Origin of the sequence: Pseudomonas sp. BJP69 (assembly GCF_007633355.1) — a bacterium.
GTDB classification, from domain to species: Bacteria; Pseudomonadota; Gammaproteobacteria; order Pseudomonadales; family Pseudomonadaceae; genus Aquipseudomonas; species Aquipseudomonas juntendi.
Genome location: NZ_CP041933.1, coordinates 2090637 through 2117358, shown reverse-complemented (window position 1 = coordinate 2117358; position 26722 = coordinate 2090637). Strand labels below are relative to the sequence as shown.

Sequence of the window (26722 nt, the reverse complement as noted above, 5' to 3'; positions counted from 1 at the left end):
CAGGCGCTGAAGATGCTGCGGCCACCTTTGCCAGAAACCATAGAATCTCCCACAACGTACAGCACAGGTCTTGAGAACATTGCTATCGGTGTGGGAGCCGGCTTGCCGGCGATGGGCTGCACAGCAGCCTCGACAGCCTCAAGCCCATTGACTGTCACATTATCATCACGCCCCTGTCGTAATCTGCCGGCCAACTCTATGCCACAGGGCCACCCGGCATGCCACGCCTGCTTGTGCTACTGCTCACCGTGCTACCGCTGGCCACCGTGGCCGAACCGGTTCATTTGCGTGTGCAAGGCTCCAATACCATCGGCGCAGCCCTGCTGCCGGCGCTGGTGGAGGGCCAGCTCCGTGCGCAGCAAGCCAGCGCGATCCAACGGCAAGCCGGCAAGCTGCCCAACGAAACCGTGATCACGGCCCGCGACACGCAGGGCCAACCGGTACGCATCGACATCGCTGCCCACGGTTCCAGCACCGGCTTCACCGCCCTGGTTGAGGGCGAGGCCGACCTGGCCGCCGCCTCACGGCCGATCAACGACAACGAAGTACTCCAGTTGCGAGCGTTGGGCGACCTCCGTGCTGCCGCTTCCGAGCAAGTCATTGCCCTGGATGGCGTGGCGGTCATTGTCCACCCCGACAACCCGCTGCCGCAGCTCAGCACAGGGCAACTGGCGCAAGTTTTCTCTGGTCAGATCCAGCGTTGGGAAGAATTGGGCATTTCCGGCGGGGCCATTCACCTGTACGCCCGTGACGACCGCTCCGGCACCTTTGAAACCTTCAAGGCACTGGTACTGGCGCCACAGCACGCGGCACTGTCAGCCCAGGCCCGGCGCTTCGAATCCAGTGACGAACTGGCCGCAGGGGTGAGCACCGACCGCCAGGCCATTGGCTTCAGTAGCCTGGCCGCCATTCACGGGGCCAAGGTGCTGGCGGTGGCTGAAGGGGACGCCCCGGCCATGCTGCCAGCGCGCGCCCTGGTGGCCAGCGAGGACTACCCCCTGTCACGGCGCTTGTACTTCTATCTGCCGGCCAACCCCAAACCACCCGCCAAAGCCCTCGCGGACTTCGCCCAAAGCCCGGCAGGCCAGGCCATCGTCGCCCAGCAAGGGTTCGTTTCGCAGCAGATACAGGCCCTGCCAGTGCCACCACAGGCAGGCATGCCGCCGCGCTACCGCAACCTGGCCAAGCAGGCACAACGGCTGAGCGTGAACTTTCGCTTTCAGGCAGGCAGCGCCAACCTCGACAACAAGGCCCTGCGTGATGTGCGAAGGGTCGCCGATTACCTGCACCAGGCCGGCAAGCTACAAGGCAAGACAGTGCTGGTTGGCTTCGGCGACCCCAAGCTGACCCCAGGCCGCGCTGCGCTGCTGTCGCGCTTGCGGGCGCAGGCGGTGCGCCGACAGTTGGCACGTAACGGCGTCGCAGTGCTGCAGGTGACCGGCATGGGCGCTGAATTGCCTGTGGCCGGCAACGAACGTGAACAAGGGCGGCTGCACAACCAGCGTGTGGAGGTGTGGGTGTACTGAGCAACAGGGTGATGCTGTTCACGGCCGTCTGGCAAACAAATGTAACAGCTCCGGATTCGGCAGCGCAGGCAAACAGGTCTAGCCTTAACCCTATGTGATACCGGGCCCCTCTGACGGCTGCCACGCCGTGATGTCGGATCACTGTTGCCACGCAACGTCGACATTCAAGGAGGGGCTCATGACAGCTCTACAGGCGTTTCTCACCACCCCGTTCCTCGGTACCAGCACCTGGTTGTGGCTGGTGTTCATGGCCATCGTCATCGGCCTGCTGGTACTCGACCTCGGCATACTGCACCGTCACGAACGTGAAATCGGCATGCGCGAAAGCCTGCTGTTGTACTCCGGCTACTTCAGCATCGGCGTGCTGTTCGGCGGTTGGGTCTGGTTCCAGCTAGGCGCGCAATCGGCGCTGGAGTTCTACACCGGCTTCCTGGTCGAGCAATCGCTGTCGATGGACAACGTGTTCGTCATGGCCATGATTTTCAGCTATTTCGCCATCCCCCGCCGTTACCAGCACCGCGTGCTGTTCTGGGGCATCCTCGGGGTGGTGATCCTGCGCGCGATCATGATCGGGGTGGGCGCAGCACTGGTGCAGAACTTCGCCTGGGTGCTGTACCTCTTCGGGGCCTTCCTGCTGTTCACCGGGGTGAAGATGGCGCTGGCCAAAGAAGACAGCCATCCAGACCTGGCCAACAACCCAATCCTCAAGTTCGTGCGCCGGCACCTGCGGGTGACCGACGAGATCCATGGCTCGCACTTCTTTGTCCGCCAGACACCCCCGGGGCAGAACAAGGCCCTGCGCCATGCAACGCCGCTGTTCCTGGCACTGGTGCTGATCGAGCTGGCCGACCTGGTGTTCGCAGTGGACAGCGTACCCGCGATCTTCGCCATCACCCAGGACCCGTTCATTGTCTACACCTCGAACATCTTTGCCATTCTTGGCCTGCGCTCGCTGTACTTTGCGTTGTCGGCGCTGATGCACCGGTTCGTATACCTCAAGTACGCACTGGCGCTGGTGTTGATCTTCATCGGCTGCAAGATCTTCTACCATGGCATGGTCGGCAAGGTGCCGGCGTTGCTGTCGTTGGGTGTGACGTTCGGGCTGTTGCTGGGTGGGGTGGTGATTTCGCTGCTCAAGACGCGGGGGCAGCAGCCGGCTGTGGTGGATCAGCCGCCGGCACATGGTACCCCCCAAGCCAATGCCGGCCACAAAGAGTAGGCCTGACGAGAATCAGCCTGCCTCACCGCCCGCTGCGCAACATCTCTGCCGGCACATACTTGCCAATCTCATACTTGCCGATCGCCGCCCGGTGCACTTCATCGGGCCCGTCGGCCAGGCGCAGGGTGCGTTGCATGGCGTACATGTACGCCAGCGGGAAATCGCCGCTCACCCCTGCCCCGCCATGCAGCTGGATCGCCCGGTCGATCACCTTCAGCGCCACGTTCGGCGCCACCACCTTGATCTGCGCGATCTCGCTGCGCGCGACCTTGTTGCCGACCGTGTCCATCATGTACGCCGCTTTGAGCGTGAGTAGCCGGGCCATGTCGATTTCCATGCGCGAATCGGCAATCTTGTCGACGTTGCCCCCCAGGCGTGCCAGAGGCTTGCCGAAGGCGGTGCGCGCAACCGAGCGCTTGCACATCAGCTCCAGCGCCCGTTCGGCCATGCCGACAGAACGCATGCAGTGGTGGATACGCCCAGGGCCCAGGCGCCCCTGGGCGATCTCGAAGCCGCGGCCCTCGCCGAGGATCACGTTTTCGTAAGGCACCCTTACGTTCTCGAACAGCACCTCGGCGTGGCCATGCGGGGCATCGTCGTAGCCGAATACCGGCAGCGGGCGAACAATCTTCACACCAGGCGTATCGGTTGGCACCAATACCATCGAGTGCTGCTGGTGACGCGGGCTTTCCGGATTGGAGAGGCCCATGAAGATCATCACCTTGCAGCGCGGGTCGCACGCACCAGACGTCCACCATTTGCGCCCATTGATCACCCACTCGTCACCGTCACGCACCGCGGTCGCGACCATGTTGGTCGCGTCCGAGGAAGCCACATCCGGTTCGGTCATGGCGAAGGAGGAACGAATCTCGCCCCGCAGTAGCGGCTCCAGCCACTGGCGTTTTTGCGCCTGGCTGCCGTAGCGCACCAGCACCTCCATGTTGCCGGTATCCGGGGCCGAACAGTTGAACGGCTCCGGGCCGAGCAGTGAGCGGCCCATGATTTCGGCCAGCGGCGCGTACTCCAGGTTGCTCAGGCCAGCGCCGTACTCCGACTCGGGCAGGAACAGGTTCCATAGCCCCTCGGCGCGGGCCTTGGCCTTGAGCTCTTCCATGATCGCGGTGGGCTGCCAGCGGTCACCCTCGGCGACCTGGCGGTCAAACACCGCCTCGGCGGGGTAGACATAAGCATCCATGAACGCGGTGACACGTTCGCGCAGTGCCTGGACCTTGGGCGAATAGGCGAAATCCATCGGGGTTACCTTCACGGTTCGAAGAACATGGCCAGAGCCTAGAGCAGCGCAACCCGATCCACCTAGTCTATTTTCCGCGTGTATGAACATTCATAACCGATATATGATCGGCAGATAACTCCAACAAAGAGCGGCGCCCATGAACCTCAGCAAGGTCGACCTCAACCTGTTCATCGTGTTCGATGCGATCTACACCGAAGCCAACCTCACCCGCGCCGGGCAGATCGTCGGCATCACCCAGCCGGCAGTGTCCAACGCCCTGTCGCGCCTGCGCGAAACCTTCAACGACCCGCTGTTCGTGCGCACTGCGCAAGGCATGGTGCCCACGCCCATGGCGCAGAACATCATCGGCCCGGTGCGCAACGCCCTGGCGCTGCTGCGCACGTCAGTACAGGAAAGCCGCATTTTCAACCCGCAACAGGCCAACAAAACCTTCCGTATCAGCATGACCGACCTGACCGAAGCGGTCATTCTGCCGCCCCTGTTCCAGCGGCTGCGCCGCCTGGCGCCTACGGTGCTGATCGAGAGTTTCCTGTGCAAGCGCCGTGAAACCACCAAGGAGCTGGCCGCCGGCCGCCTGGATTTTGCCATCGACGCACCGTTGAACACCGACCCCCAGGTCCGCCACGTGAAGCTGATGCAAGACCGCTATGTCTGTGCCCTGCGCCAGGGCCACCCGCTGTCGGACAGCAAACTGACCCTCGACAGCTACCTGGGCATGACCCATATCCACATTTCCAGCCGCCGCAACGGCCTGGGGTATGTCGACCTGGCCTTGGGCAAGATGGGCGTGCAACGCAAGGTCGCCCTGCGCTCGCAGCACTACCTGATGGCCTCGCAAGTGTTGCAGCAGACCGACATGGCAATGACCGTCCCGGAGCGTTTCGCTCGCCGTCATCAGCTGCGCTACCACCCGTTGCCGGTGGAGGTCCCGGCCCTGGAAACCCACCTGTACTGGCACGAAAGCACCGACCAGGACCCGGCCAACCGTTGGATGCGCGAGCAGATCACCGAGCTGTGCCAACGTGTGGTAGCCGACGAAGAAAAAGCGCTTGAACCTGCCTAAAATACGCGCTGAAACCGGTCGATGCGTATCACGGTGTGCTGTGCGAAAGAATGAATTGAGAAAAATATTCTCCAAAAAGGCAATCAAATAGAACAAGCATGCAAATACGCCACAAATAGCCCAGCGGGAAGCGAAAAGCATCTTTCGACCGCACGATAGGCTGATGCCAACGATCGCCGACCCCACGGCGACAGACATGGACATGCCCCGATGCCTAACGCCCCGCTGTACTTCGATTACGCCGCCACTACCCCGGTCGATGACCGGGTGGTCGAAACCATGCTCGCCTGCCTTGGCCGCCAGGCCAACTTCGGCAACCCGGCCTCCAGTGGCCATGCCTACGGCCAGGCCGCCCGCAGTGCGGTGGACCAGGCCCGCCAGCAAGTGGCCGAGCGCATTGGCGCCCCGGCGGAAGCGCTGGTATGGACCTCTGGTGCCACCGAGTCGAACAACCTTGCGCTCAAAGGCGTTGCCAACGGCATCGACCACCCCGGGCACCTGGTCACCAGCCTGCTGGAACACAAAGCCGTACTCGACACCGTGGCCGAACTGGAGCGCCAAGGCTGGGCGGTCACGCGCCTGGCACCTGATGCCCGTGGCCTGATCCAGCCCGCGGCGGTACAAGCCGCGTTGCGCGCCGATACCCGCCTGGTATCGCTGATGGCCGTCAACAATGAACTGGGCACGGTCACCGACGTTGCCGCCATTGGCGAGTGCGTTCGCGCGCATGGCGCCCTGTTGCACGTGGACGCCGCACAGGCAGTGGGCAAACTGGCGATCGACCTGCGCGCGATGGCTGTCGACCTGATGTCGTTCTCGGCGCACAAGGTCTATGGGCCCAAAGGCATCGGCGCCCTGTACGTCGGGCCTCGCGCGCGCCCGGTACTGCGCGCACAGATCCACGGCGGTGGCCATGAACAGGGCCTGCGTTCCGGGACCTTGGCCACCCACCAGATTGCCGGCATGGGCAGTGCGTTCGCCCTGGCCGGGCAGCCTGGCGACAGCGAGTACCTGCGCCTTGCGCAGCTGGCCACGCGGCTGCAGGAAGGCTTGCTGAAGTTGCCCGGGGTCAGCCTCAATGGCTGCGCCACGCAACGCATCCCGCACACCCTGAACCTGTGCATCGACAGCCCGGGCTTCAACAGTGCGGCGCTGGCCAGCGAACTGGCGTTGTCCACCACCTCGGCGTGCAACTCGGGCAGCAACATGGCGTCCCACGTGCTGCTGGCGCTGGGGCTGAATGAGCACCAGGCGCGCAACAGCGTGCGCCTTAGCATCGGCCGTTTCAGCACCGACGCCGAAGTCGACAAGGCGCTGGAGGTGTTTGCCAGGGTACTGGCTGCGGCGTCGGCAGCCTTGTGGTAACCCGCCTCTTGCGCGGGCCCTGTGGGAAATTCTATGGTTTCTGGCAAGGGTAGCCGCTGCATCTTCAGTGCCTGTGAGATCGAGCGCCGCCCGCGCGGCGCATCGCGAGCTACGCTCGCTCCTACGTTTGTTTCGGGCCAGTAACCCCTGTGCCAGATGCGCGCGGCCGCCTTGTTCGTACGACGCGATTTTGAGGCATGCGCCAAGGCGTTCGCGCGCAAATCCCACAGGAATAATTGGCCCGAAACAAACGTAGGAGCGAGCGCAGCTCGCGATGCGCCGCGCGGGCGGCGCTCGATCTCACAGGCGCTGCATATCTTGTGACAACCACCTAGCAGCCCTGATGCGACCCCTGTGGGAGATTCTATGGTTCCTGGCAAGGGTAGCCGCTGCATCTTCAGTGCCTGTGAGATCGAGCGCCGCCCGCGCGGCGCATCGCGAGCTACGCTCGCTCCTACGTTTGTTTCGGGCCAGTAACCCCTGTGCCAGATGCGCGCGGCCGCCTTGTTCGTACGACGCGATTTTGAGGCATGCGCCAAGGCGTTCGCGCGCAAATCCCACAGGAATAATTGGCCCGAAACAAACGTAGGAGCGAGCGCAGCTCGCGATGCGCCGCGCGGGCGGCGCTCGATCTCACAAGCGCTGCATATCTTGTGACAAACACCTATCAGCCCTGATGCGACCCCTGTGGGAGATTCTATGGTTCCTGGCAAGGGTAGCCGCTGCATCTTCAGTGCCTGTGAGATCGAGCGCCGCCCGCGCGGCGCATCGCGAGCTACGCTGAACTGGTCAAGTAATTTTGGACACCGGTTAAGGTTCATACCGCTATCTTGAGCTTTTCCTCCATGGCTACCGGCGTTTCATAGCCGTTGTAGCTGTGGAGACGCTTGAGGTTGTAGCGCATCAGATAAGCCTGGATATCTACTCGTGCCTGCGCTTCGGTCTCGTAGCCCCCTGCGGGCATCCACTCTGACTTCAACGCTCCGAAGAACCGCTCCATGGCAGCGTTATCCCAGCATTGGCCTCGATGGCTCATGCTCTGGTTCAAGTTGTACTCATCGAGCGTGGCTCTGAATTTATGGCTGGCGTACTGACAGCCCTGGTCTGAATGAAACATTACACCCGCTGGCCTACCTCGCGACTCAGCTGCCATGCGCAAGGCGTTACAAGCCAAATTGGCATCTGCAATCATCGAGAACGCCCAACCCACTACTCGGCGGGCATAAAGATCAATCACGGCGGCCAGGTACAACCAGCGCCTGCCAACCTGAATGTAAGTCACATCGCCACACCAAACCTCATTGATTGTCGAAACTTTGAAATTACGCTTCAGCTGATTCTCCGCGATCAGTGCTTCCGCGCCCGATGACCGATACCGGTGCGGCCTGCGCTGCTTGCATTTCAGGCCAGCTTCTCGCATCAACGCGCGCACCTTGAATCGCCCGACTTCATGGCCCTCACGCCGCAATTCCTGCACCAGCGTTCGCGAGCCAGAGGCACTTCGTGACGCGTTGAAGTGCTTAACCGCAAGCAGACGCAGAGCATCCCTGGCCGGGTTTTCACGCCCTTGGCGTTTGCGCCACGCGTAGAAGCTGCTGCGCTTGACCCCAAGCACGCGGCAGCAGTCGATAACAGGGTATTGCTCACTCAGCTCGTTGATCAGCGAGAACGATCTTTGGAGTCCCGAAGCAGAAGAGCACTGGCCTTTTTTAGGATTTCGATATCCCGATCTTTTTGCCGAACCAGCGCTTCGAGTTCTTCAATTCGTTGCTGCTCGGGAGTGATCGCTTTGGCTCCAGCTGGAACCTTGCCGGCTCGCTCTTCACGCACCTGCTCAACCCAACGACGCAACGCCGTAGGCCCAAGCCCAAGGGCCGCGCAGACTTCGGGGACTGACTGGCCACCGTCCAGCACCATTTCGGCAGCTTGGACTTTGTATTCTCTTGAGTAAGATTTACGCACTGATTTTGCCTCCAATTGGGCGCCATCATAGCGCCCGATGAAGATGTCCAAAATCATTAGGCCAGTTCACGCTCGCTCCTACGTTTGTTTCGGGCCAGTAACCCCTGTGCCAGATGCGCGCGGCCGCCTTGTTCGTACGACGCGATTTTGAGGCATGCGCCAAGGCGTTCGCGCGCAAATCCCACAGGAATAATTGGCCCGAAACAAACGTAGGAGCGAGCGCAGCTCGCGATGCGCCGCGCGGGCGGCGCTCGATCTCACAGGCGCTGCATATCTTGTGACAAACACCTATCAGCCCTGATGCGCCCCCTGTGGGCTGGCTTGCCGGCGATGAGCTGCAAAGCAGCCCAATGGCTGCCACCAGGGCTTGACTGCCTGGCATTACCCGGCTGCCACGCTTACAGGAAGGTGAATACCTGCGCTGCCGGCAAGCGCGACTTGCCCAGGCCGGCATTGAAGTCGGCCTCACTGCGATAGCCCAGGCAGAGCATCACCACGCTGGTGAACCCCTGCTCGCGCAAGCCCAGTTCGGCATCCAGCAGCTTGCTGTCGAAACCTTCAATGGGCGTGGCATCCAGCCCCAGCGCCGCAGCACCCAGCAACGCCGTGCCCAGGGCCAGGTAGGTCTGTTTCTCCATCCAGTGCTGCACGTCCTTCAGATCGAAGCGGTGCAGGTCAACGTAGTGACGGCGGCTCTGGTTTTGCGCCGCGCGCGCCTGGTCGTCCCGGAAGCGCCCGTCGGCGGCCTCCTGGTCCAGCACGCTGTCCAGGTGCGCTTCCGTCATTTCGGTACGGGTGCAGAACACGATCACGTGCGAAGCATCGAGCAGCTTCGGCGTGTTGTAGGCGTAGCCCTGCGAGGTGCTCTTGGCCAGGCGGGCCTTGCCTTCGGCGCTGTCGGCGACGATGAAGTGCCAGGGCTGGGAATTGACCGAGGACGGGCTGTGGCGCAGTTGCTCGAGCAAGGCATCGACCGTGGCCTGGGAAATACGGCGTGAGGCATCGTAGGCTTTGGTGGTGTAACGGCGCTTGGCCAGCGAGACGGTATCCATGCAACGACTCCAAGTATGAGCAGTGAATTTGCCGCTCATCTTATCTTTCCTGCAGAAAAGAAAAACCGGCACAATGCAGCAACACTTTCGGCCCTGGAGTGAAAATGCTGCGCATCGCAGACCTTGAGCTGTTCGCCCGTAGCAGCGTGCTGGGCAGCTTCACCGCCGCTGCCCACGAAGCGGGCTTGCTGCCTGGCCAGGTGGCTGCGGCCATCAAGCGCCTGGAGCGCGACCTGGACGTGCGTCTGTTCGCCCGCACTACCCGCAGCCTGCGCCTGACCGCAGAGGGCGAGCGCTACCTGCCGACCGCACTGAATGTGCTGGAGAGCCTGCGCCAGGGCCACGAGGACCTGCATGGCAACCCTGACACCCTGCGCGGTACGCTGCAGGTGTCGGCGCCCTCCGACATGGGCCGCAACATGCTGTTGCCATGGCTCAGCGCCTTCCGCCGCGAGCACCCGGCGTTGCAGGTGCGCTTCTTTCTCTCAGACCAGATCGCCGACCTCAACCGTGACCCGGTAGACGTGGCCATCCGCTATGGCCACAACCAGGACGCCAACTACATCGCCCTGCCGCTGGCTGCCTGGAACCGCCGGGTGCTGGTCGCCTCGCCCGACTACCTGGCCCGCCACGGCCGCCCACTCACCCCCGATGCGCTGCAGCAGCATGCATGCCTGTTGTACATGCAGCACAACCGGGTGTACGACAAATGGCAACTGGGCAACCGCACCGTGCAGGTGCGCGGGCCGCTGGTCAGCGACGACGCCGATGTCATCCGCCGTTTGGCCGTACAGGGTGAAGGCATCGTGTACAAGTCGTGGCTGGACGTCAGCGCCAACATAGCCACCGGCGAACTGGAGGTCGTTCTCCCCGGACTGCTCGGCGAATCGACCCCGGTCACGCTGGTTTGCCCGCATCGCAAACAGCTCACCCCAGCGGTAACCCAACTGCACCTGTGGCTACGCGAGCGCTTCGAGGCGCTGCGTGAACCGGCACTGGCCAGCGGCTGCACAATTGTTCCAGACTGAACTCAACCGTTACGCTAGGTTGGCGTTTTGAATCGGCGGCATGCCCCCATGAGCAACTGGATAGACTTCAAGCAGGACGCCGACACCGGCATCGAGTCGGTGCGGGCGCATTTTGTCGGGCATGCCTACGACCCGCACTGGCACGACAGCTTTCTGGTGGGCGTCACCGAACAGGGGGTGCAGCAGTTCAATTGCCGCCGGGTGCGCCACCGCAGCACACCCGGGCAGGTGTTCTTGCTCGAGCCTGGCGATATTCACGATGGCCTGGCCCCTACCGAGGAAGGCTTCACCTACTCCACGTTGTACCTCGACCCGCTCTGGCTCGACCAGCAATTGCGGTCGCTGTTCGAACACGCGCCGGGCGGCAGCCTGCCGAGCTTTGCCGACACCCTTTGCCATGACCAACGTTTGGCAAGCGCCACCGCCCTCGCCTTCCGCGCGGTTCACGACCAGGACTTGCGCATCGTCCGGCAAACCGCCACCGACGAACTGCTTGCCCGCCTGACCTGCCACCTGCACTGGCGCCGGCGCATCAACCCCGACCCGCGCCTGCCGCTGAGCGCGCAGCGCGCGCGGGACTACCTGCATGCCAACCTGGAACGTGACATTGGCCTCGACGACCTGGCCCAGGCCTGCGGCATCGACCGTTTTCGCCTCACCCGGGCGTTCAAGGCCGCCTTCGGCATTGCCCCGCATGCCTACCTCATCCAACTGCGCCTGACCCGGGCGCGGCGGCTGCTCGCCCAAGGCCAGAGCTCGGCGCAAGTGGCCGTGGCCTTGGGCTTTGCCGACCAGAGCCACCTGGGCCGCTGGTTTCGCCGCGCCTACCAGCTGACACCGGCCGACTACCGCAGGCGCTGCTCAAATCTTCCAGACTGAACCGCTTGGCAACAGCGAGCATGGGGCTTTGATGCTCTGGAGCGTTCCCATGTCTCAGTCGATGCTGCCCTTCATCCTGTTTGCTTTGGTCGCCAGCCTCAGCCCGGGGCCAACAAACCTGTTGATCCTGGCGCACGGCGCCCGCCTGGGCGTACGGGCCAGCCTGTTGCCGGTCCTGGCGGCCTGCTGCACGGCAGCGACGATTGTGCTGCTGGTGGGCCTGGGGCTGGGCGAGCTGTTGCTGCGCCACCCACTGGCACAACAACTGATGAGCTGGGCCGGAGCGCTGTGGTTGAGCGGGCTGGCGTGGAAAATGCTGCGCAGTGCCGGGGCACCGCTGCACGCGGGTACGGCGCAAGGCTTCAGCGCCCTCAGCGCCGCCTTGCTGCAGGCGGTCAACCCCAAAGTGTGGTTGATGGCCGTGGCGGTTGTGGGGGTGTTTGCCGCCCCCAGGTTACCGGTATGGCAGCTGGCGTTGGTGTTCTGCCTGGTTGCCCTGCCGTGCATGGGGGCATGGGCGGTACTGGGGGCAGGCAGCGCCCGCTGGTTGCAGGCGCCGCAGCGGTTACGGGTGTTCAACCAACTGTTGGCGGGGCTTTTGCTGATTTCAGCATGGGCGGCTGTGCTGGCCTGACGCCCTCCCGCCGGTTTGGGCTGCCGCGCAGCCCATTGCAGGGCCTGACCGGTCAGTGCGGTAATGCCTCTCGCAAGCGCCGGGCGCTGGCCACGGCCAGCAACAACCCGACCACCGCCACACTGCCACCCACCAGGCCAATGTACGCCACATCCAGCCGGCTGCTCACAATGCTGCCCAGCAGGGCCCCACCCCCGATGCCGATGTTGTAGATACCCGAGAACAGCGCCATGGCCACGTCGGTCGCATCAGACGCCAGCTTCAAGGTCCTGGACTGCAACGCCAGGCTGAAGCTGAGGATCGCTACCCCCCACAACATGCTCAGCACCGCGAACACATAAAAGTTGCCTGACAGTGGCAACAGCAACAGCAGGCACGCCGCCAACACCCCCATCGAGCCCAGCAGGAAACCCTGCGGGAAGCGCTCGCTGTAGCGGCTGAACAACACTGAACCCAGTACCCCTGCGCCACCGAACAGCAACAGCAACAGCGTGGTGCGCTCGCCGCCGATCTGCGCCACGTGCAGAGCGAATGGCTCGATATAGCTGTACGCGGTGAATTGCGCAGTAATCACCAGGGTCACCAGCAGATAGGTGATGACCAGCGCCGGGCGCCTGAACAGGACCGGCAGGCTGCGTAGCGACCCGGAGTTCTGGCTGGGCAGCAGCGGCAACGACTTCATCAGGCACACCATGGTCGCCAGCGCTACCACGGCAATGCTCAGGAAGGTGATGCGCCAGCCCAGTGCCTCGCCCACCACACGCCCGAGCGGGATGCCAAGCACCATGGCCAGGGTGGTGCCGGTGGCCAGCAGGCCCAACGCCTTGGCCTGCTGCCCGGGCGGCGCCACGCGCACCGCCAGCGAAGCGGTAATGGCCCAGAACACTGCATGCGCCAGGGCAATGCCGATGCGACTGACCAACAGCATGGCGAAGCTTTGCGACAGCCAGGACAACAAGTGGCTGACGATGAACACCATGAACACCAACAACAGCAAGCGCCGCCGTTCGATGTTGCGGGTCAGCAGCATCATCGGCAGAGACGCCAGCGCCACCACCCAGGCATAGATGGTCAGCATCAGGCCGACCTGGGCAGTGCTCATGTCGAAGCTGCCGCCAATGTCACTGAGCAGCGCCACTGGAACGAATTCGGTGGTATTGAAAATGAAGGCCGCCAGGGCCAAGGCGATGACGCTAAGCCAACTGCCGCTGCCCGTGCCGGGTGGCAGGTGGCTGGGTACAGGTCCGTTCATTGTAGAAAGAGAGTCTCCGTGAAAAAGCAACAGGTCGCGCGCCAGGGCCCCCGTCTACGGGGTTGCCGACGTACGCATTGTCATGAATAGGAATGCCGGCATGGTACGCGTCACACCCGGGGCCAACAACCGCAAGTCGGGCATAAGGAGTACCATGCCCACTTGAAGTGAAACACGTTGCAGCAAGGAGCCCGATCCACTCATGGACAAGCAGTACCCCCAGCAGCAATGGCAGCAGGCGGTCATCGCCTATGCCCAGGCCGTCAACGACTACGTCGCACAAGGCCGCGCCCAAGGCTGGGACAATCTTCAAGAGCCACAAGTGCCCGCCACCGACCACCTGCTCGACGCCTGGCTGGCAGCCTTGCAGGCAGCCAACCGCCCGGGCTGCAGTGAGCAGCAACGCCAAGCCTTCCGCCAAGCCTGGCCGCCTGCCCACCAACCGCTGGTACCGTTGCTCGATGAGCATGGCCAGGGCATCAGCAATGTCCTGCTGCTGGGCGACGGTAGCCTGCTGGCGCGCATCGGCATGCCGCACGAAAAAGGCCAGGTGCTGCGTATCGATCGCCATGGGGTCACCCCGGTGATCGGCGTCGAGTGCTTCGGCCGCTGCCCGGCCCGTCGCTACTTTGCCCTGGGCAATGCCGAAGGCGTCCGGGTAACCGCTGGCTGGGGCGGCCCGCAGGTACAGCGCCTGGCCTGGCCGACCGGCCTGGAAGGGTTGCCGGCCGGCTACCCGTTCGAGCCGTTCGACCTGCCACCCGCGCCCACCGCATTGATCCCTTTCCCGGACGGCCAACGCGTGCTGCTGGTCAGTGCCGATGGCACCTTCGTGTTGGCCAGCGACGGCGCAACCCGCCTGCTGCCGCACCAGGCGCGGGTACTCGACGCCCTGGCCGAAGGCACCGAGCCGGAGGACATCAGCCTCGGGCTGAGCATGGAGCACGGCGCGGTGTCGGCGGATGGCCGCTGGGTCGTGGTGGGTGAGCAAGGCAGCCGGCACCTGGTGCTGGACGACCGGCTCAGGTTGGTGGCCGAGATTGGTCCCGGCAGCGAATACCCGCATTTCGCGCTGTTCAACCAGCGGGGTGACCAGTTGCTCCTCAACGCCTGCCACTTCTACAGCGGTGCCACGCTGGCGGTACGGGTAGCCGACCTGCCGGGGCTGCGCACCGATTACTACAGCCAGGACCCGCGCACCCCACTGGTGCAGGATGGCGCGCGTGTCTATGCCGGGGTGGCTCGCGCTGGCGAATACATCATCGGTGATGCCTACGGCTACCTGCGGGCCTTTGGCGAAGATGGCCAGGAGCATTGGCAGCACTACCTGGGCTCGACCATCAGCGCCATGGACATCAGCGCCGACGGGCGTACCCTGGTGGCCGCCAGCCATGCCGGGATTGTGGCGGAGATTGCCCTCGACAGCGGCCGGCCGGCGTGGCAGATCGGTACCGGCGCACATGGGGAGGTGCGCCGGTGGCTGTTCTGGAAGGGCTGGGACAAACCGCTGGCCTGGTAGCCAGGCCTGCCCCGGCCTGCCAGCCGGCCGCTTCGCGGCTTGCCCGCATAGCGGCCGGCGCTGGCCTCGATCAGGCCTGCAGCGTGGCCATGTCGATCACGAACCGGTATTTTACGTCACCGGCGATCATGCGCTCGTACGCCTGGTTGATATTGCGGATGTCCAGCATCTCGATATCGCAACGGATATCGTGTTCGGCGCAGAAGTCCAGCACTTCCTGGGTCTCGGCGATACCACCAATCAACGACCCCGCCAGCACCCGACGCTTCATGACCAGGTTGGCCGCATGCACGGCCGGGTCGATCGGCTCGATCAGGCCGACCAGAATGTGCACCCCGTCGAACTTCAGCGTTTCCAGGTACGGGTTCAGGTCGTGCTGCACCGGAATGGTATCGAGCAGGAAATCGAAACGGTCGGCCGCAGCGCGCATCTGCTCGGCATCGGTGGACACGATCACATGGTCGGCACCCTGGCGCCGCGCTTCTTCGGCCTTGGCCTGGGAGCGGGTGAACAAGGTCACTTCTGCGCCCAGCGCCTTGGCCAGCTTGATGCCCATGTGGCCCAGCCCGCCCATGCCCAGGATGCCGACCTTGTGCCCCGGGCCGACACCGTGGTGCTTGAGCGGCGAATAGGTGGTGATACCGGCGCACAGGATCGGCGCGGCGCTGGGCAGGTCCATGCCGGCCGGAATGCGCAGCACGAAATGCTCGCTGACCACGATGCTGCTGGAGTAGCCGCCCATGGTGTTGCTGCCGTCGACCCGGTCCGGGGTGGCGTAGGTCATGGTCGGCCCTTGCTGGCAGTATTGCTCCAGGTCCTTGGCGCACGCCTCGCAGTGGCGGCAGGAGTCGACCATGCAACCCACGCCTACCAGGTCACCTACCTTGTAGGCGGTGACCTGTTCGCCCGTGGCGGTGACGCGGCCGATGATTTCGTGGCCAGGCATCAGCGGGTATACGGCAATGCCCCATTCGTTGCGCGCCTGGTGGATGTCGGAGTGGCACACGCCACAGTACAGGATCTCGATGGCGACATCGTCCGGGCGCGGGCTGCGGCGCTCGAAGGTCATGGGCGCCAGGGGGCTGGTAGGGGTTTGGGCGGCGTAACCGATGGCGGTATACATGCTGGACCTCGCTGTAGAATGAAACGATTCAGTGGGGCAATTGTGCCCACCATTCGCCCTCGCGCCCACGGCTGATTCTCCGGCATGCATGCCTGATTCTCCGAACCTGCCTTTGTGCCACTGGCGCGATGCCGTCAATCTGCGATCATTAGGCTGTCTGATCCTCTGCCCTGGTTCATCATGCAACTGACCCGCCACGTCGATGCCAACGCGCCCCTCTGCGCCCTGATCCGCTGCCTGGCCACGCGCCCGGGCTTCGTGCCTACGCACCTGCCACAGGTGCAAGTACTGAGCTGGGACCACTATGTCGCCAGCAGCCCGCAGATCTACGAGCCCAGCCTGATGATCCTGGCCCAGGGCAGCAAGCTGGCGCGCCTGGGGCCACGCACCCTTGAGTACGGCGCCGGCCACTACCTGGTACAGGCGTTGTCGGTGCCCTTCATGTGTGAAACCTTCGCCACCCGCGAGGCGCCGTTGTTGGGCGTGGCGGTGGACATCGACCGTGGGGTGTTGGGTGAACTGGTACAAAGCATGGACCTGGCGCCAGACCCTGCCGTGCAGGCGCAAACACCGCAATCGATGACTTCCGCAGCACTGGATGCGCCCATGCGCGACAGTGTGGAGCGCCTGCTGCAGTGCCTGCAGGACCCACTGGATGCCAAAGTTCTGGGTCCGGCGAGGGTGCGTGAAGTACTCTACACCGCGCTGCGCGGCCCGCAGGCTGGGGTGTTGCGGGCGCTGGTGGAACAACAAGGGCACTTTGCCCGTATCGGCGCCGCCCTCGCCCACTTGCGCGAGCACTATAGCGAGCCCCTGAGCGTGGAGGCGCTCGCGGCGCGGGCCAACATGAGTGTTTCGACCTTTCACGAACACTTCAAGCGCTGCACCGACATGGCGCCCATGCAATACCTCAAACGCCTGCGGTTGCTCAAGGCCCAGCAAATGCTGATCGGCGAAGGCCTGGGTGTAGCCCAGACGGCGCACCGGGTGGGCTACCAGAGCACGTCGCAGTTCAGCCGCGAATACAAGCGCCAGTTCGAACGCAGCCCAGGGGATGAACTGCCTTACCAGAGCTTGCCGGTTTGACTGAAGGGCGGCGGGCAATCACCCGTCAGTCACCAGGCGTGGCACTTGAGGGCGCCAGTGGCCATTGCGCCAACGGCCAGTAGGCGCCCTTGCGCGATTCATACAACGTGAAGTGCGGGGCGCCGAGGAAAAACGCCGGCGCACTGCCGGCCTCTGGCAAATCGCCGCGATAATCCCTGGCAAGCGTCAGGTGCGGGCGGTAGTCGCGCTTGTCAGCTTGCCCGGCAAAAGGCAGCAGCGCCTGCTGCAGACCGTACACCAGGCGCATCAGCGCTGCTGGTACCTGCTGCGCCTCCAGTACCAGGGCGCTGGAGCGCTGCCACACCTGCAAGCGGTCAAGTGTCAACCGGGGTACCCTGCCCGGCAGCGCCAGTTGATCGACCGCCGCACAGATCGCCGGCACCAGGGCGGCATCCACATCGCCCAGGAACAGCAACGTGACATGAAAGTTGGCGGCCGGCACCGGTTTGCCGCTGCGCAGGTTCAGGCCGCGACGGAACTGGGCCAGAGCGCGGCGCTGGACATCGCTGACCGGCAAGGCGAAAAACAGCCGTTTGAACGGGCTGCCGCTGGGGCGTACATCATGGACCATGGTGACTCCTGGGCATGAAACGTTTGCGCACGACTGTAGGGCATTACACCAATGTCGGCCCACGGTTTCGTAACAATAAGTACAAACTGCCCACATGATTGTTTATGCTGGCGGGCTTATGCCATGGCGCATGGCCTTATTTTCGACAAGTAACCGTCCATGAAAATTGCACTCGTCCTCCTCTTCGTTCTCTCGATCGCGTACGTTCACCTGCGCGGTCGGGTCCGTCACAAGCTGACCCGCCAACTGGGCGATCACTCCAGCTTTCTGGCCCCGATCAACAGTTTTCTGTACCTGTTTTCCAAACACCCGGCTAAGCCATACCTGCCGGTCGAGGCCTTTCCCGAACTGAAACCGCTGCAGGAGCACTGGCAGGAAATTCGCGAAGAAGGGCGGCAACTGCTGCAGGTAGGCGAAATCAAGAAGTCCGACAACTACGACGACGTGGGCTTCAACTCGTTCTTCAAAACCGGCTGGAAGCGCTTTTACCTGAAGTGGTACGGCGAAAGCCACCCGTCGGCAATGGCCCTGTGCCCACGCACCACCGAACTGCTGCAAGGCATTGGCACGGTCAAGGCGGCCATGTTCGCCACCCTGCCACCGGGGGCCAAGCTGGTGCGCCACCGTGACCCGTATGCCGGCTCCTACCGCTATCACCTGGGCCTGGACACACCGAACGACGACGCCTGCTACATCGATGTAGACGGCGAGAAATACTCATGGCGCGACGGTGAAGGGGTGGTTTTCGATGAAACCTACATCCACTACGCGGCCAACAATACCGAGCACAACCGCATCATTCTGTTCTGCGATGTCGAACGCCCGCTCAAGTACCGCTGGGCCAGCGCGTTCAACCGCTGGTTCAGCCGCAATGTCATGGCGGCTGCCGCAGCACCCAACACCGCCGGAGACAAGACCGGCGGCATCAACCGGTTGTTCACCCGGATCTACAAGATCCGGGAACGCGGCAAGGCGCTGAAAAAGCGCAATCGCACGCGCTACTACCTGGAGAAGTGGGCGGTGGTGGCAGCGTTGCTGCTGGTGTTCATCTACATCTGAGTCCGTGTGTTGCCAGCGGCCTGTGCAGATGGTGTAGCCAAAGGCATGACTGGGCATGCACCAAAGTACAAGCCGCACGTTCGCCACGCTTCGACTAGCCTGAAAGCTCCATTCGCAACCACCCCAAGGTGACGACGATGAGCATGATGGACTGGGATGCCTACCGAAAGCAGTTGATGGCCGGCATCGGCGATCTGAAACAACTTTCCCCCGACACCGTGGCCGGCTACATGACCGCCAGCGGCGCCGGGGCCAAAACCGGTCATCTGGACGCCAAGACCCGCGAACTGATCTCCCTGGCCGTGGCGGTAACCACCCGTTGCGACGGCTGTATCGCCGTGCATTCGCAGCAAGCGGTGAAGCATGGCGCTACCCGTGAGGAGATTGCCGAGGCGTTGGGTGTGGCGGTGGCGATGAACGCGGGTGCCGCGCTGGTCTACTCGGCCAGGGCCCTGGATGCAGTGGGCAAGGCCAACGGTTGAGCCCGAACGGCGCCGCCCTTGCGCGACGGCGCCGTGCCCCGCAGACTGGGCGGCTAAACCCGCGCAGGAACCCGCATGATCCACATCCGCCCCATGACGGCCGAAGACTTCGAGCGCTTCTGGCCCACTTTCCAGGCCACTGTCCAGGCCTGCGAAACCTATGCCTACGACCCGTCCCTGAGCTTCGAACAGGCCCGCCACCTGTGGCTGGAGCTGCCTTTGCGCACCTTGCTGGCCGAAGAAGAGGGTCAACTGCTGGGCTCGTACTACCTTAAGCCCAATGCGGCAGGGCCCGGTGCGCATGTCGGCAATTGCGGCTACATGGTCTGCGCCCAAGCGCGCGGGCGCGGCGTGGCCAGGTTGATGTGCGAGCACTCGCAGAAACTGGCGCGCCAGGAAGGCTTTCTGGCCCTGCAGTTCAACTCGGTGGTGGCCACCAATGAAGTGGCAGTCGCCCTGTGGCACAAGCTGGGGTTCGAAACGGTTGGCCGGCTGCCCAAGGCCTATCGCCATGCCCGGCTTGGGCTGGTGGACTGCCTGGTGATGTACAAGTGGCTGGCCGATGAGCCAGTGGCAGAGAAGCCGCCGCTGCTGATCGGGCGCAAGAATATCGAAGCCCGGGTTTCGCGGCGGCGTGGGCGCTGATCGTTCTTCACGATCTGCCTTGACGAAGGCACCGCCAGGTGCTCAGATGCGCGCCAGTTTCAGGTGCCCTACGCCGCCGCGCGCAGGGTGAAACGGGAAGCCGGTGCGTCGTGTTGATCACGACAAGTCCGGCGCTGCCCCCGCAACGGTAAGTGAGCGAACCCTTCGAGATACCACTGTGCTCAGGCATGGGAAGGTGAAGGTTTCATGCCCCTCGCAAGCCCGGAGACCGGCCTGAGGCTTCACTTGGCACCCCGCGGTGGGCGGGCGCAGGCCGGTATCCGTGCGCGCGCCTGCCTGTACGGAGCCCTCCTTTGCGTGTTTTCCACCGGGATCCATTCATTCCTGCAGCAGTGGAACGACATGTCCCGTATGTTCAAGCTTCACCCCCTGGCGGCCTGCCTGGCCGTCACGCTCCCGGCCCTGGCCGATGACCGCGGCCCGCAGCCCCTGGCATTGCCCTCCACGGCCATCACCGACACCCTCGACAGCCATGCCAGCGACTTGGCCACGCCGACCCAGGCCGGCTCGCGCCTGGGGCTCAGCGCCCTGGAAACGCCAGCCAGTACCAGCAGCATCAGTGCCGAGCAGATCCAGCAGCGCAACAACCTGACCGTGCAGGATGCCGTAACCCGCTCACCGGGCATTACCTTCATCGGCTCCCCCGGCGACGGTGGCACCGGCCTGTCCGCCCGCGGCTTTGCCGGGCACGGCTCGGTCATGACCTTGTTCGATGGGGCCCGCCTGTTCACCGGAGCCGGCACCCAGACCTTCCCGGTCGACCCGTGGATGGTCGAACGTATCGATGTGCTTCGCGGCCCGGCATCGGTGCTCTACGGCGAAGGCGCCACCGGCGCGGTGGTCAACGTCATCCCGAAAAAACCGGTTGCCGGTACGGTGCGCAACCAGCTGCGGCTTGGGTATGGCAGCTGGGACCGCCAGCAACTCGGCCTGGACAGCGGTGGCAGCCTCAGCGAGCGCCTGAGCTATCGCCTGACGCTGAACCAGCAAGCCGGCAATGGCTGGGTGGACCGCACCCCCTCACGCAGCCTGGCGCTCAGCGCGGCCCTGCGCTTCGATGCCAGTGACGACCTCAGCTTTACCCTGGCCCATGAGCGCGGTGCGGCGCAGCCTGCCAACTACTACGGCACGCCGCTGATCGACGGCCATTACCGCAGCAGCCTGCGCAAGAAAAACTACAACCTGCAGAACGACGTGCAGCGCTACGACGACCAGTGGACCCGCCTGACCACCGACTGGGCACTCAACGACCACCTCAGCGCCAGCAACCAGCTGTACTACATCAGTAGCCGCCGCCATTGGCGCAACGCCGAGCAGTATGAATGGGACGCCGGGCGCCAGCAGTTGCTGCGCGGCAGCTACCTGGAAATCAAGCACGACCAGGAGCAATTCGGCGACCGCCAGACCTTCACCCTCGACCATTCGCTGTTCGGCCTGGCCAGCAGAACCGTGCTCGGCGCCGAGTACAACAAGGTGCGCTTCAACGTCGACAGCAACAGCCCCTACAACGACGTAGGCGGTGACTACATCGACCCGTGGCAGCCGCAGCCGGGCGTATTCCACAGCGGGTCGCCGCTGCGCCCGCAAAGTCTGTCCACCACCCATACCTTTGCCCTGTTCGGCGAAAACCGCTTGCAACTCACTGAGCGCCTGTCGCTGGTGACCGGGGTGCGCCGCGACCAGCACCACATCGACCGCGACGACCTGACCAATGCCAGCCGCAGCGACCGCAGCCTGCAAGGTGGCAACTGGCGTGCGGGGCTGGTGTATGCACTCAGTGACGCGCTGTCGCTGTATGGCCAGTACTCCACCAGCGAGGATGGGGTCAACAACCTGATAAGCCTCAGCCCCAACCAGATGCACTACGACCTCACCCAGGCGAAACAGACCGAGGTGGGCCTCAAGCAAAGTTTCTGGGACGGGGATGGCGAATGGACCTTGGCGGCCTACCACATCGTCAAGCAGAAGCTGCTGGTAGACGACCCCCTCACGCACCAGCCCCAACAGGCTGGCCAGCAGACGTCGGATGGGCTGGAGGCAACCGTGGAACTGGCGCTGGCCCACCAGTGGCGGGTGTCTGCCAACGCAGCGCTGCTGCGCGCCCGGTATGACGCGTTTGACGAACAGGTGGGCGCAGCGGTGCAGGACCGTGCCGGCAACCGCCCGGCCAACGTGCCTCGGCGCACCGCCAACCTGTGGCTGAGCAAAGGTATTGGCCAGCAGATCGAGGTGGGGGTGGGCGCGCGCTATATGGATGAACGTTACGCCGATAACGCCAATACCCAGAGCGCCCCAGGCTATACCGTGGTCGACGCCACGATCGGCTGGCAGGTTCTGCCGCAGGTGAAACTGGGGTTGCAGGTGAACAACCTGTTCGACCGCGAATATGTGCAGGCGGCGTTCAGCGGCCAGCAATGGCTGATGGGAACGCCACGCTCCTACTTTGCCACGGCGGACTACAGCTTCTGAGCGGAGCAGCCCAGGTTGGCTTTGCGCAGCTTCACCGCGAAAAAGCCAACACGGCGCTGAGCAAAAAGCCTACCCGCCCATGGCCATATGGATATAACATAACATTTCACTCACACCTGTTCTCATCAGCGACCTTCCATGACAAGCGCCAGCGCCACCCCCACCCAACTCAACCAGCGCCTGCAGAGCATCGACGCACTGCGCGGTCTGGTAATCCTGTTCATGCTCCTGGACCACGTGCGCGAAACCTTCTTCCTGCACCGCCAGGTCAGCGACCCGATGGCCATCGATACCACCGAGCCGGCACTGTTCGCCAGCCGTACCCTGGCGCACCTGTGCGCGCCGGTATTCGTGCTGCTGACCGGGCTCTCGGCCTGGCTGTATGGCGAAAAGCACCAGGGCCGTGGCGATGTCGCGGCGTTCCTGTTCAAGCGCGGGCTGTTTCTGGTGGCGCTGGAGTTCACCCTGGTCAACTTTGCCTGGACGTTCCAGCTGCCGCCCACGGTGATCTACCTGCAGGTGATCTGGGCCATCGGCATCAGCATGCTCGCCCTGTCGTTGCTGGTGTGGCTGCCACGCCCGGCGCTGCTCGGCCTGAGTGCCGTCATCATTGCCGGGCATAACCTGCTCGACAGCCTGCACTTTGCCCCGGGGTCTGCCCTGCACGTGCCCTGGGCGATTCTGCATGACCGCGGCTGGCTGACGTTGTCCGACACGCTGCGGCTGCGCACGTCCTACCCGGTACTGCCGTGGATCGGGGTGATCGCCCTGGGCTACTGCCTTGGGCCATGGTTTGCCCGCGGCAGCCAGGCCGGGCCACGTCAGCGCTGCCTGCTGCTTGGCGGGCTGCTGGCGCTGCTGGGCTTTTTCGTGCTGCGCGTATTCAACGGCTATGGCGAAGCCGCGTGGAGCAGCTACCCCACGCTCACACACACCCTGATGAGCTTCTTCAACCTCACCAAGTACCCGCCTTCGCTGTTGTTCCTGGCGCTGACCCTGGGCTGCGGCCTGCTGTTGCTGCGCGCATTCGAGCGCGCCGGCCAGGCCCGCTGGATCAGCGCCCTGGCGGTGTTCGGTGCAGCGCCGATGTTCCTCTACCTGCTGCACCTGTATGTGCTGAAGCTGCTGTACCTGGCCTGCGTGGCGCTGTTCGGCAGCAACCACGGCAGCTATTTCGGCTTCGACGGCGTCGCGGCGGTATGGTGCGTGGCGCTGTTGCTGGCGGCTTCGCTGTACCGGCCGGTGCACTGGTTCGCCCGGCTGAAACAGCGGCGGCGCGACATCCGCTGGCTGAAGTACTTCTGAAAAGCGTTTTCACCCGGCGGCGCGATGGTCTACCATGCGGGCCGCCGGTTTCCATCACGGAATCAATAGGGAATCCCCGGCCCGCCAACACGGGCCAAACGGAACTGCCCCCGCAACTGTAAGTGCCGAGCCTGCTCCATCGACGCCACTGGGTGTACTACCCGGGAAGGCCGGAGCCGGGCCGTGACGCACCAGTCAGGAGACCTGCCGGCCAACATTCACCAACCGGCGGGGTGCCCGGGATTGGCCATTGTGTTGCCTTTGCCGCTGGCAAAGGCGCGGCGATGTCTGTCCGTGCGTTCATTCCGTGAACTGTCCGATAGGAGATCGCCCAGCATGCTGCCCCGCTTCGCCACCCTGCTTGCCGGCCTCAGCCTCAGCGGCCTGGCCCAGGCCGCCGCCACCCAATACCCGCTGACGGTGGACAACTGCGGTAAGCCGCAGACCTTTGCCCAGGCGCCACAGCGCGCCGTGACCATCGGCCAGGCCGGCACCGAGATGCTCTATGCCCTGGGCCTGGGTGACAAGCTCGCGGCGAGCTCGCTGTGGTTCAACAATGTGTTGCCCGAATACCAGGCCATGAACGCCACGGTACCGCGCCTGGCCGACAACGAACCCAGTTTCGAGGCGGTGGTTGGCCAACGCCCGCAACTGGTGGCCGTGCAGTTCGAGTGGATGGTCGGGCCGCAGGGTGTGGTCGGTACGCGCGAACAGTTCGCCGAACTGAACATCCCCACCTACCTGTTGCCCTCGGACTGTGAGGGCAAGGACAACCTGATCGGTGCCGACGGCACCCGCCTGCAGGCGTTCCAGGTCGACAGTATCTACAAGAGCGTCAGCCAGTTGGCGGAGATCTTCGATGTACAGGCGCGCGGCGTGGCCCTGAACGCCGAGCTCAAAGGCCGCCTGGACAGCGCCCGCGCGCAATTGGCGGGCAAGGACCTGTCGGGCACCTCGGCACTGTTCTGGTTCTCCAGCGCCAACCTGGTCATTGACCCTTACGTCGCGGGCCGCCAAGGGGTCGCCGACTTCATGCTGCGCACCCTGGGGGTGCGCAATGTGGTCGAGTCCAGCGAGGAGTGGCCCACCGTAGGTTGGGAAACCCTGGCCAGGGCCAACCCCACCTGGCTGATCATCGCCCGCATGGACCGCCGGCGTTTCCCCGCCGACGACTACCAGAAGAAGCTGGCATTCCTGCGCAGCGACCCGGTAACCCGCAACATGGACGCGGTGAAACACGACCGCATCATCATCCTCGACGCCGACGCCATGCAGGCGGGTATCCGCCTGTTCCGTGGCGTGCAAACGTTGGCGGCCGCTTTTGCCAGCGGTAAAGCCAGCCAGTGATCAGTCGACTGTCAGCCTGTATCGGCCTGGCCGTGGCCGCACTGCTGGCGGCCCTGCTCGCCGGCACAGCCATTGGCGAAACCGGCCTGGCACCGCGCGTGGTCGGCCAGGTGCTGGCCAACCAGCTGTGGCAAGCCGGTTATCCGGTCGACCCGATCGATGCCGGGATCATCTGGAACTATCGCCTGACCCGCACACTGGTTGCGGCGGCCTGCGGTGCCGGCCTGGCCACCTGCGGCGTGATCCTCCAGGCGCTGCTGCGCAATCCCCTGGCCGAGCCCTACCTGCTGGGGCTGTCCGCCGGCGCTTCGACCGGTGCCGTACTGGTTGGCCTGCTGGGCCTGGGCAGCCTGGCTTTGAGCATGTCGGCCGGCGCCTTCATCGGTGCCCTGGCGGCCTTTGCCCTGGTGCTGGTGCTGGCCCGCGCGGCAGGCCCTGGCAGCAATAACGCCCAGGTGATTCTAGCTGGTATAGCCGGGTCGCAACTGTTCAATGCCCTGACGGCATTCCTGATCACCAAGTCGGCCACCGCCGAGCAGGCACGGGGCATCCTGTTCTGGCTGCTGGGCAACCTCAGTGGGGTGCGCTGGCCCGCAGTATGGCTAGCCGTGCCAGTGGCACTGTTCGGCTTGCTGGTGTGCCTGTGGCATCGCCGCGCGCTGGATGCCTTCACCTTCGGCGCCGACTCGGCAGCTTCGCTGGGCATACCGGTGCGGCGCAGCCAGTTACTGCTGATCAGTTGCGCGGCGCTGGTAACGGCCGTGATGGTGTCCATCGTCGGCGCCATCGGTTTCGTCGGGCTTGTCATTCCACACGCCCTGCGCCTGCTGCTCGGCCCCGGACACAGCCGCCTGCTGCCTGCCAGTGCATTGGGCGGGGCACTGTTTCTGATTGCCGCCGACATCCTCTCGCGCACGCTGATCAGCGGCCAGGTCATACCGGTGGGCGTGGTCACCGCGCTGCTTGGCGCGCCTGTCTTCGCGCTGATACTGGTCAGCCGCCGGGGGCGCCCATGACGGTCATGGCTGCATTCCAACTGGCGCCGCTGAGCTGCCAGGATCTCGGCCTGCAACTGGCCGGCAAACGGGTGCTGCACGACATCCACCTCAACCTGGTGGCGGGTGAAACACTCGCGATCGTCGGCCCCAACGGCTCAGGCAAGTCTTCGCTGCTGAAGGTGCTGGCCGGCCTGCGCCCGCCGGCCTGCGGCAGCGTGCAGTTGATGGGCGAGCCACTGGCAGGCATGCCTCGCCGGCGTGTGGCCCAGTGCCTGGCACTGGTTGAACAGCAGGCCGACACCCTCGATGCAATCAATGTGTTCGACGCGGTCGCCTTGGGCCGCACGCCGTGGCTGTCAGCCATTGCGCCGTTCTCCAGCGCGGACCGGGCGATTGTCGAGCAGGCACTGGCCGACCTCGACGCCTTGCACCTGCGCGCTCGCCTTTGGGGGTCGTTGTCCGGTGGCGAGCGCCAGCGCGTGCATATCGCCCGCGCCCTGGCCCAACGGCCGCAGGTGCTGCTGCTCGACGAACCGACCAACCACCTGGACATCCAGCACCAACTGAGCCTGCTGCAACAGGTACAAGCCCTGCAGGTGACCACCCTGGTGGCCCTGCACGACCTCAACCAGGCGCTGACCTGCGACCGCGTTGCAGTGCTCGACAAAGGCCGGCTGGTCGCGCTCGGCACGCCGTTCGAGGTACTGACCCCCGAGTGCCTGCTGCACACCTTTGGTGTTCATGGCCATTACCTCACCGACCCCTGGGACGGCACACGCATCCTGCGCTTTCGCACCCCCTGAGCAACCGGCAGAAGCCTGGGTAGCCCAGGCGCCTGGCC

24 protein-coding genes and 2 riboswitches are annotated in these 26722 nt (G+C 64.2%); of the genes, 17 read left to right on the top strand and 7 right to left on the bottom strand.

Annotation, left to right across the window (positions count from 1 at the left end; genetic code table 11):
* Window positions 1–218: 218 nt before the first annotated feature.
* The gene (locus FPB55_RS09700; RefSeq protein ID WP_115293888.1) at window positions 219–1526 is read left to right on the top strand and encodes a substrate-binding domain-containing protein; all 1308 of its coding nucleotides are present in this window, start codon (window positions 219–221) and stop codon (window positions 1524–1526) included.
* A 178-nt stretch (window positions 1527–1704) separates the two neighbouring features.
* Window positions 1705–2745, top strand: coding sequence for a TerC family protein (locus FPB55_RS09695; RefSeq protein WP_009686431.1), 1041 nt, complete (start codon window positions 1705–1707; stop codon window positions 2743–2745).
* Window positions 2746–2767: 22 nt separating this feature from the next.
* On the opposite strand, the gene FPB55_RS09690 is transcribed toward FPB55_RS09695, so the two are convergent.
* A complete protein-coding gene (locus FPB55_RS09690; protein ID WP_029887303.1) occupies window positions 2768–3997 on the bottom strand; it encodes an acyl-CoA dehydrogenase in 1230 nt (409 codons plus the stop codon).
* 139 nt (window positions 3998–4136) lie between these two features.
* On the opposite strand from FPB55_RS09690, the gene FPB55_RS09685 reads away from it, so the two are divergent.
* Window positions 4137–5063, top strand: coding sequence for a LysR family transcriptional regulator (locus tag FPB55_RS09685; protein ID WP_115293887.1), 927 nt, complete (start codon window positions 4137–4139; stop codon window positions 5061–5063).
* 210 nt (window positions 5064–5273) lie between these two features.
* Complete coding sequence (locus tag FPB55_RS09680; RefSeq protein ID WP_009686427.1) at window positions 5274–6428, top strand: aminotransferase class V-fold PLP-dependent enzyme; 1155 nt, start codon at window positions 5274–5276, stop codon at window positions 6426–6428.
* Between the two features lie 817 nt (window positions 6429–7245).
* Here FPB55_RS09680 and FPB55_RS09675 read toward each other — a convergent pair.
* The 3 genes from FPB55_RS09675 to nfsB form a co-directional block, all read right to left on the bottom strand.
* Complete coding sequence (locus tag FPB55_RS09675) at window positions 7246–8058, bottom strand: IS3 family transposase (protein ID WP_232555061.1); 813 nt, start codon at window positions 8056–8058, stop codon at window positions 7246–7248.
* A 29-nt stretch (window positions 8059–8087) separates the two neighbouring features.
* A complete protein-coding gene (locus FPB55_RS26540) occupies window positions 8088–8447 on the bottom strand; it encodes a transposase (RefSeq protein WP_009685034.1) in 360 nt (119 codons plus the stop codon).
* Between the two features lie 341 nt (window positions 8448–8788).
* On the bottom strand, window positions 8789–9442 hold the full coding sequence (gene nfsB, locus FPB55_RS09670) for an oxygen-insensitive NAD(P)H nitroreductase (RefSeq protein WP_144188055.1): 654 nt from the start codon (window positions 9440–9442) through the stop codon (window positions 8789–8791).
* A 104-nt stretch (window positions 9443–9546) separates the two neighbouring features.
* On the opposite strand from nfsB, the gene FPB55_RS09665 reads away from it, so the two are divergent.
* From FPB55_RS09665 to FPB55_RS09655, 3 genes are read left to right on the top strand one after another with little or no spacing between them, the layout of a single operon-like run.
* On the top strand, window positions 9547–10470 hold the full coding sequence (locus tag FPB55_RS09665) for a LysR family transcriptional regulator (protein ID WP_009683964.1): 924 nt from the start codon (window positions 9547–9549) through the stop codon (window positions 10468–10470).
* A 48-nt stretch (window positions 10471–10518) separates the two neighbouring features.
* On the top strand, window positions 10519–11349 hold the full coding sequence (locus FPB55_RS09660; RefSeq protein WP_009683965.1) for an AraC family transcriptional regulator: 831 nt from the start codon (window positions 10519–10521) through the stop codon (window positions 11347–11349).
* 49 nt (window positions 11350–11398) lie between these two features.
* Window positions 11399–11983 (top strand): LysE family transporter, encoded by a 585-nt coding sequence (locus tag FPB55_RS09655; protein ID WP_115293885.1) that lies wholly within the window; start codon window positions 11399–11401, stop codon window positions 11981–11983.
* A gap of 52 nt (window positions 11984–12035) precedes the next feature.
* On the opposite strand, the gene FPB55_RS09650 is transcribed toward FPB55_RS09655, so the two are convergent.
* Window positions 12036–13235, bottom strand: coding sequence for a sugar transporter (locus FPB55_RS09650; RefSeq protein WP_110679503.1), 1200 nt, complete (start codon window positions 13233–13235; stop codon window positions 12036–12038).
* 202 nt (window positions 13236–13437) lie between these two features.
* Between FPB55_RS09650 and FPB55_RS09645 the strand changes: the two genes are divergently transcribed.
* Window positions 13438–14754 carry a hypothetical protein gene (locus tag FPB55_RS09645; RefSeq protein ID WP_115293884.1) on the top strand — a complete coding sequence of 439 codons (1317 nt, stop codon included), beginning with the start codon at window positions 13438–13440 and terminating at the stop codon, window positions 14752–14754.
* Window positions 14755–14824: 70 nt separating this feature from the next.
* Here the strand turns inward: FPB55_RS09645 and calA are convergent, their stop codons facing one another.
* Window positions 14825–15877, bottom strand: a complete 1053-nt coding sequence (gene calA / locus FPB55_RS09640) for a vanillin reductase (RefSeq protein WP_009683969.1) — start codon at window positions 15875–15877, stop codon at window positions 14825–14827.
* A gap of 180 nt (window positions 15878–16057) precedes the next feature.
* Between calA and FPB55_RS09635 the strand changes: the two genes are divergently transcribed.
* The gene (locus tag FPB55_RS09635) at window positions 16058–16963 is read left to right on the top strand and encodes an AraC family transcriptional regulator (RefSeq protein ID WP_029884985.1); all 906 of its coding nucleotides are present in this window, start codon (window positions 16058–16060) and stop codon (window positions 16961–16963) included.
* 25 nt (window positions 16964–16988) lie between these two features.
* On the opposite strand, the gene thpR is transcribed toward FPB55_RS09635, so the two are convergent.
* Entirely contained in the window at window positions 16989–17555 is a 567-nt protein-coding gene (thpR, locus tag FPB55_RS09630; RefSeq protein WP_115293883.1) for an RNA 2',3'-cyclic phosphodiesterase, read from the bottom strand.
* A gap of 159 nt (window positions 17556–17714) precedes the next feature.
* Between thpR and lpxO the strand changes: the two genes are divergently transcribed.
* The 8 genes from lpxO (at window position 17715) to FPB55_RS09590 (ending at window position 26684) form a co-directional block, all read left to right on the top strand.
* Complete coding sequence (gene lpxO / locus FPB55_RS09625) at window positions 17715–18614, top strand: lipid A hydroxylase LpxO (RefSeq protein WP_029884983.1); 900 nt, start codon at window positions 17715–17717, stop codon at window positions 18612–18614.
* 137 nt (window positions 18615–18751) lie between these two features.
* A complete protein-coding gene (locus FPB55_RS09620; protein WP_029884982.1) occupies window positions 18752–19096 on the top strand; it encodes a carboxymuconolactone decarboxylase family protein in 345 nt (114 codons plus the stop codon).
* Between the two features lie 75 nt (window positions 19097–19171).
* Window positions 19172–19741 (top strand): GNAT family N-acetyltransferase, encoded by a 570-nt coding sequence (locus FPB55_RS09615; RefSeq protein ID WP_054905217.1) that lies wholly within the window; start codon window positions 19172–19174, stop codon window positions 19739–19741.
* A 44-nt stretch (window positions 19742–19785) separates the two neighbouring features.
* Window positions 19786–19994, top strand: a riboswitch (cobalamin riboswitch).
* A gap of 110 nt (window positions 19995–20104) precedes the next feature.
* Window positions 20105–22231, top strand: coding sequence for a TonB-dependent receptor (locus FPB55_RS09610; RefSeq protein ID WP_115295264.1), 2127 nt, complete (start codon window positions 20105–20107; stop codon window positions 22229–22231).
* A gap of 138 nt (window positions 22232–22369) precedes the next feature.
* Window positions 22370–23536, top strand: coding sequence for a DUF1624 domain-containing protein (locus FPB55_RS09605; RefSeq protein WP_009683978.1), 1167 nt, complete (start codon window positions 22370–22372; stop codon window positions 23534–23536).
* Between the two features lie 28 nt (window positions 23537–23564).
* Window positions 23565–23763: riboswitch (cobalamin riboswitch) on the top strand.
* 109 nt (window positions 23764–23872) lie between these two features.
* Complete coding sequence (locus tag FPB55_RS09600) at window positions 23873–24883, top strand: ABC transporter substrate-binding protein (protein WP_009683979.1); 1011 nt, start codon at window positions 23873–23875, stop codon at window positions 24881–24883.
* Window positions 24883–25899, top strand: coding sequence for an iron ABC transporter permease (locus FPB55_RS09595; RefSeq protein ID WP_033690610.1), 1017 nt, complete (start codon window positions 24883–24885; stop codon window positions 25897–25899). The genes FPB55_RS09600 and FPB55_RS09595 overlap by 1 nt, the downstream gene beginning before the upstream one ends.
* Window positions 25896–26684 (top strand): ABC transporter ATP-binding protein, encoded by a 789-nt coding sequence (locus FPB55_RS09590; RefSeq protein WP_047149873.1) that lies wholly within the window; start codon window positions 25896–25898, stop codon window positions 26682–26684. The genes FPB55_RS09595 and FPB55_RS09590 overlap by 4 nt, the downstream gene beginning before the upstream one ends.
* Window positions 26685–26722: the final 38 nt, after the last annotated feature.

Coding starts and splice junctions, on each gene's coding strand:
- FPB55_RS09605 (WP_009683978.1), top strand. CDS start 22,370: ATGACAAGCGCCAGCGCCACCCCCACCCAACTCAACCAGCGCCTGCAG.
- FPB55_RS09680 (WP_009686427.1), top strand. CDS start 5,274: ATGCCTAACGCCCCGCTGTACTTCGATTACGCCGCCACTACCCCGGTC.
- FPB55_RS09645 (WP_115293884.1), top strand. CDS start 13,438: ATGGACAAGCAGTACCCCCAGCAGCAATGGCAGCAGGCGGTCATCGCC.
- FPB55_RS09700 (WP_115293888.1), top strand. CDS start 219: ATGCCACGCCTGCTTGTGCTACTGCTCACCGTGCTACCGCTGGCCACC.
- FPB55_RS09695 (WP_009686431.1), top strand. CDS start 1,705: ATGACAGCTCTACAGGCGTTTCTCACCACCCCGTTCCTCGGTACCAGC.
- FPB55_RS26540 (WP_009685034.1), bottom strand. CDS start 8,447: ATGATTTTGGACATCTTCATCGGGCGCTATGATGGCGCCCAATTGGAG.
- FPB55_RS09650 (WP_110679503.1), bottom strand. CDS start 13,235: ATGAACGGACCTGTACCCAGCCACCTGCCACCCGGCACGGGCAGCGGC.
- FPB55_RS09690 (WP_029887303.1), bottom strand. CDS start 3,997: ATGGATTTCGCCTATTCGCCCAAGGTCCAGGCACTGCGCGAACGTGTC.
- FPB55_RS09600 (WP_009683979.1), top strand. CDS start 23,873: ATGCTGCCCCGCTTCGCCACCCTGCTTGCCGGCCTCAGCCTCAGCGGC.
- FPB55_RS09655 (WP_115293885.1), top strand. CDS start 11,399: ATGTCTCAGTCGATGCTGCCCTTCATCCTGTTTGCTTTGGTCGCCAGC.
- calA (WP_009683969.1), bottom strand. CDS start 15,877: ATGTATACCGCCATCGGTTACGCCGCCCAAACCCCTACCAGCCCCCTG.
- FPB55_RS09610 (WP_115295264.1), top strand. CDS start 20,105: ATGTCCCGTATGTTCAAGCTTCACCCCCTGGCGGCCTGCCTGGCCGTC.
- FPB55_RS09590 (WP_047149873.1), top strand. CDS start 25,896: ATGACGGTCATGGCTGCATTCCAACTGGCGCCGCTGAGCTGCCAGGAT.
- FPB55_RS09615 (WP_054905217.1), top strand. CDS start 19,172: ATGATCCACATCCGCCCCATGACGGCCGAAGACTTCGAGCGCTTCTGG.
- FPB55_RS09620 (WP_029884982.1), top strand. CDS start 18,752: ATGAGCATGATGGACTGGGATGCCTACCGAAAGCAGTTGATGGCCGGC.
- lpxO (WP_029884983.1), top strand. CDS start 17,715: ATGAAAATTGCACTCGTCCTCCTCTTCGTTCTCTCGATCGCGTACGTT.
- thpR (WP_115293883.1), bottom strand. CDS start 17,555: ATGGTCCATGATGTACGCCCCAGCGGCAGCCCGTTCAAACGGCTGTTT.
- FPB55_RS09665 (WP_009683964.1), top strand. CDS start 9,547: ATGCTGCGCATCGCAGACCTTGAGCTGTTCGCCCGTAGCAGCGTGCTG.
- FPB55_RS09685 (WP_115293887.1), top strand. CDS start 4,137: ATGAACCTCAGCAAGGTCGACCTCAACCTGTTCATCGTGTTCGATGCG.
- nfsB (WP_144188055.1), bottom strand. CDS start 9,442: ATGGATACCGTCTCGCTGGCCAAGCGCCGTTACACCACCAAAGCCTAC.
- FPB55_RS09660 (WP_009683965.1), top strand. CDS start 10,519: ATGAGCAACTGGATAGACTTCAAGCAGGACGCCGACACCGGCATCGAG.
- FPB55_RS09635 (WP_029884985.1), top strand. CDS start 16,058: ATGCAACTGACCCGCCACGTCGATGCCAACGCGCCCCTCTGCGCCCTG.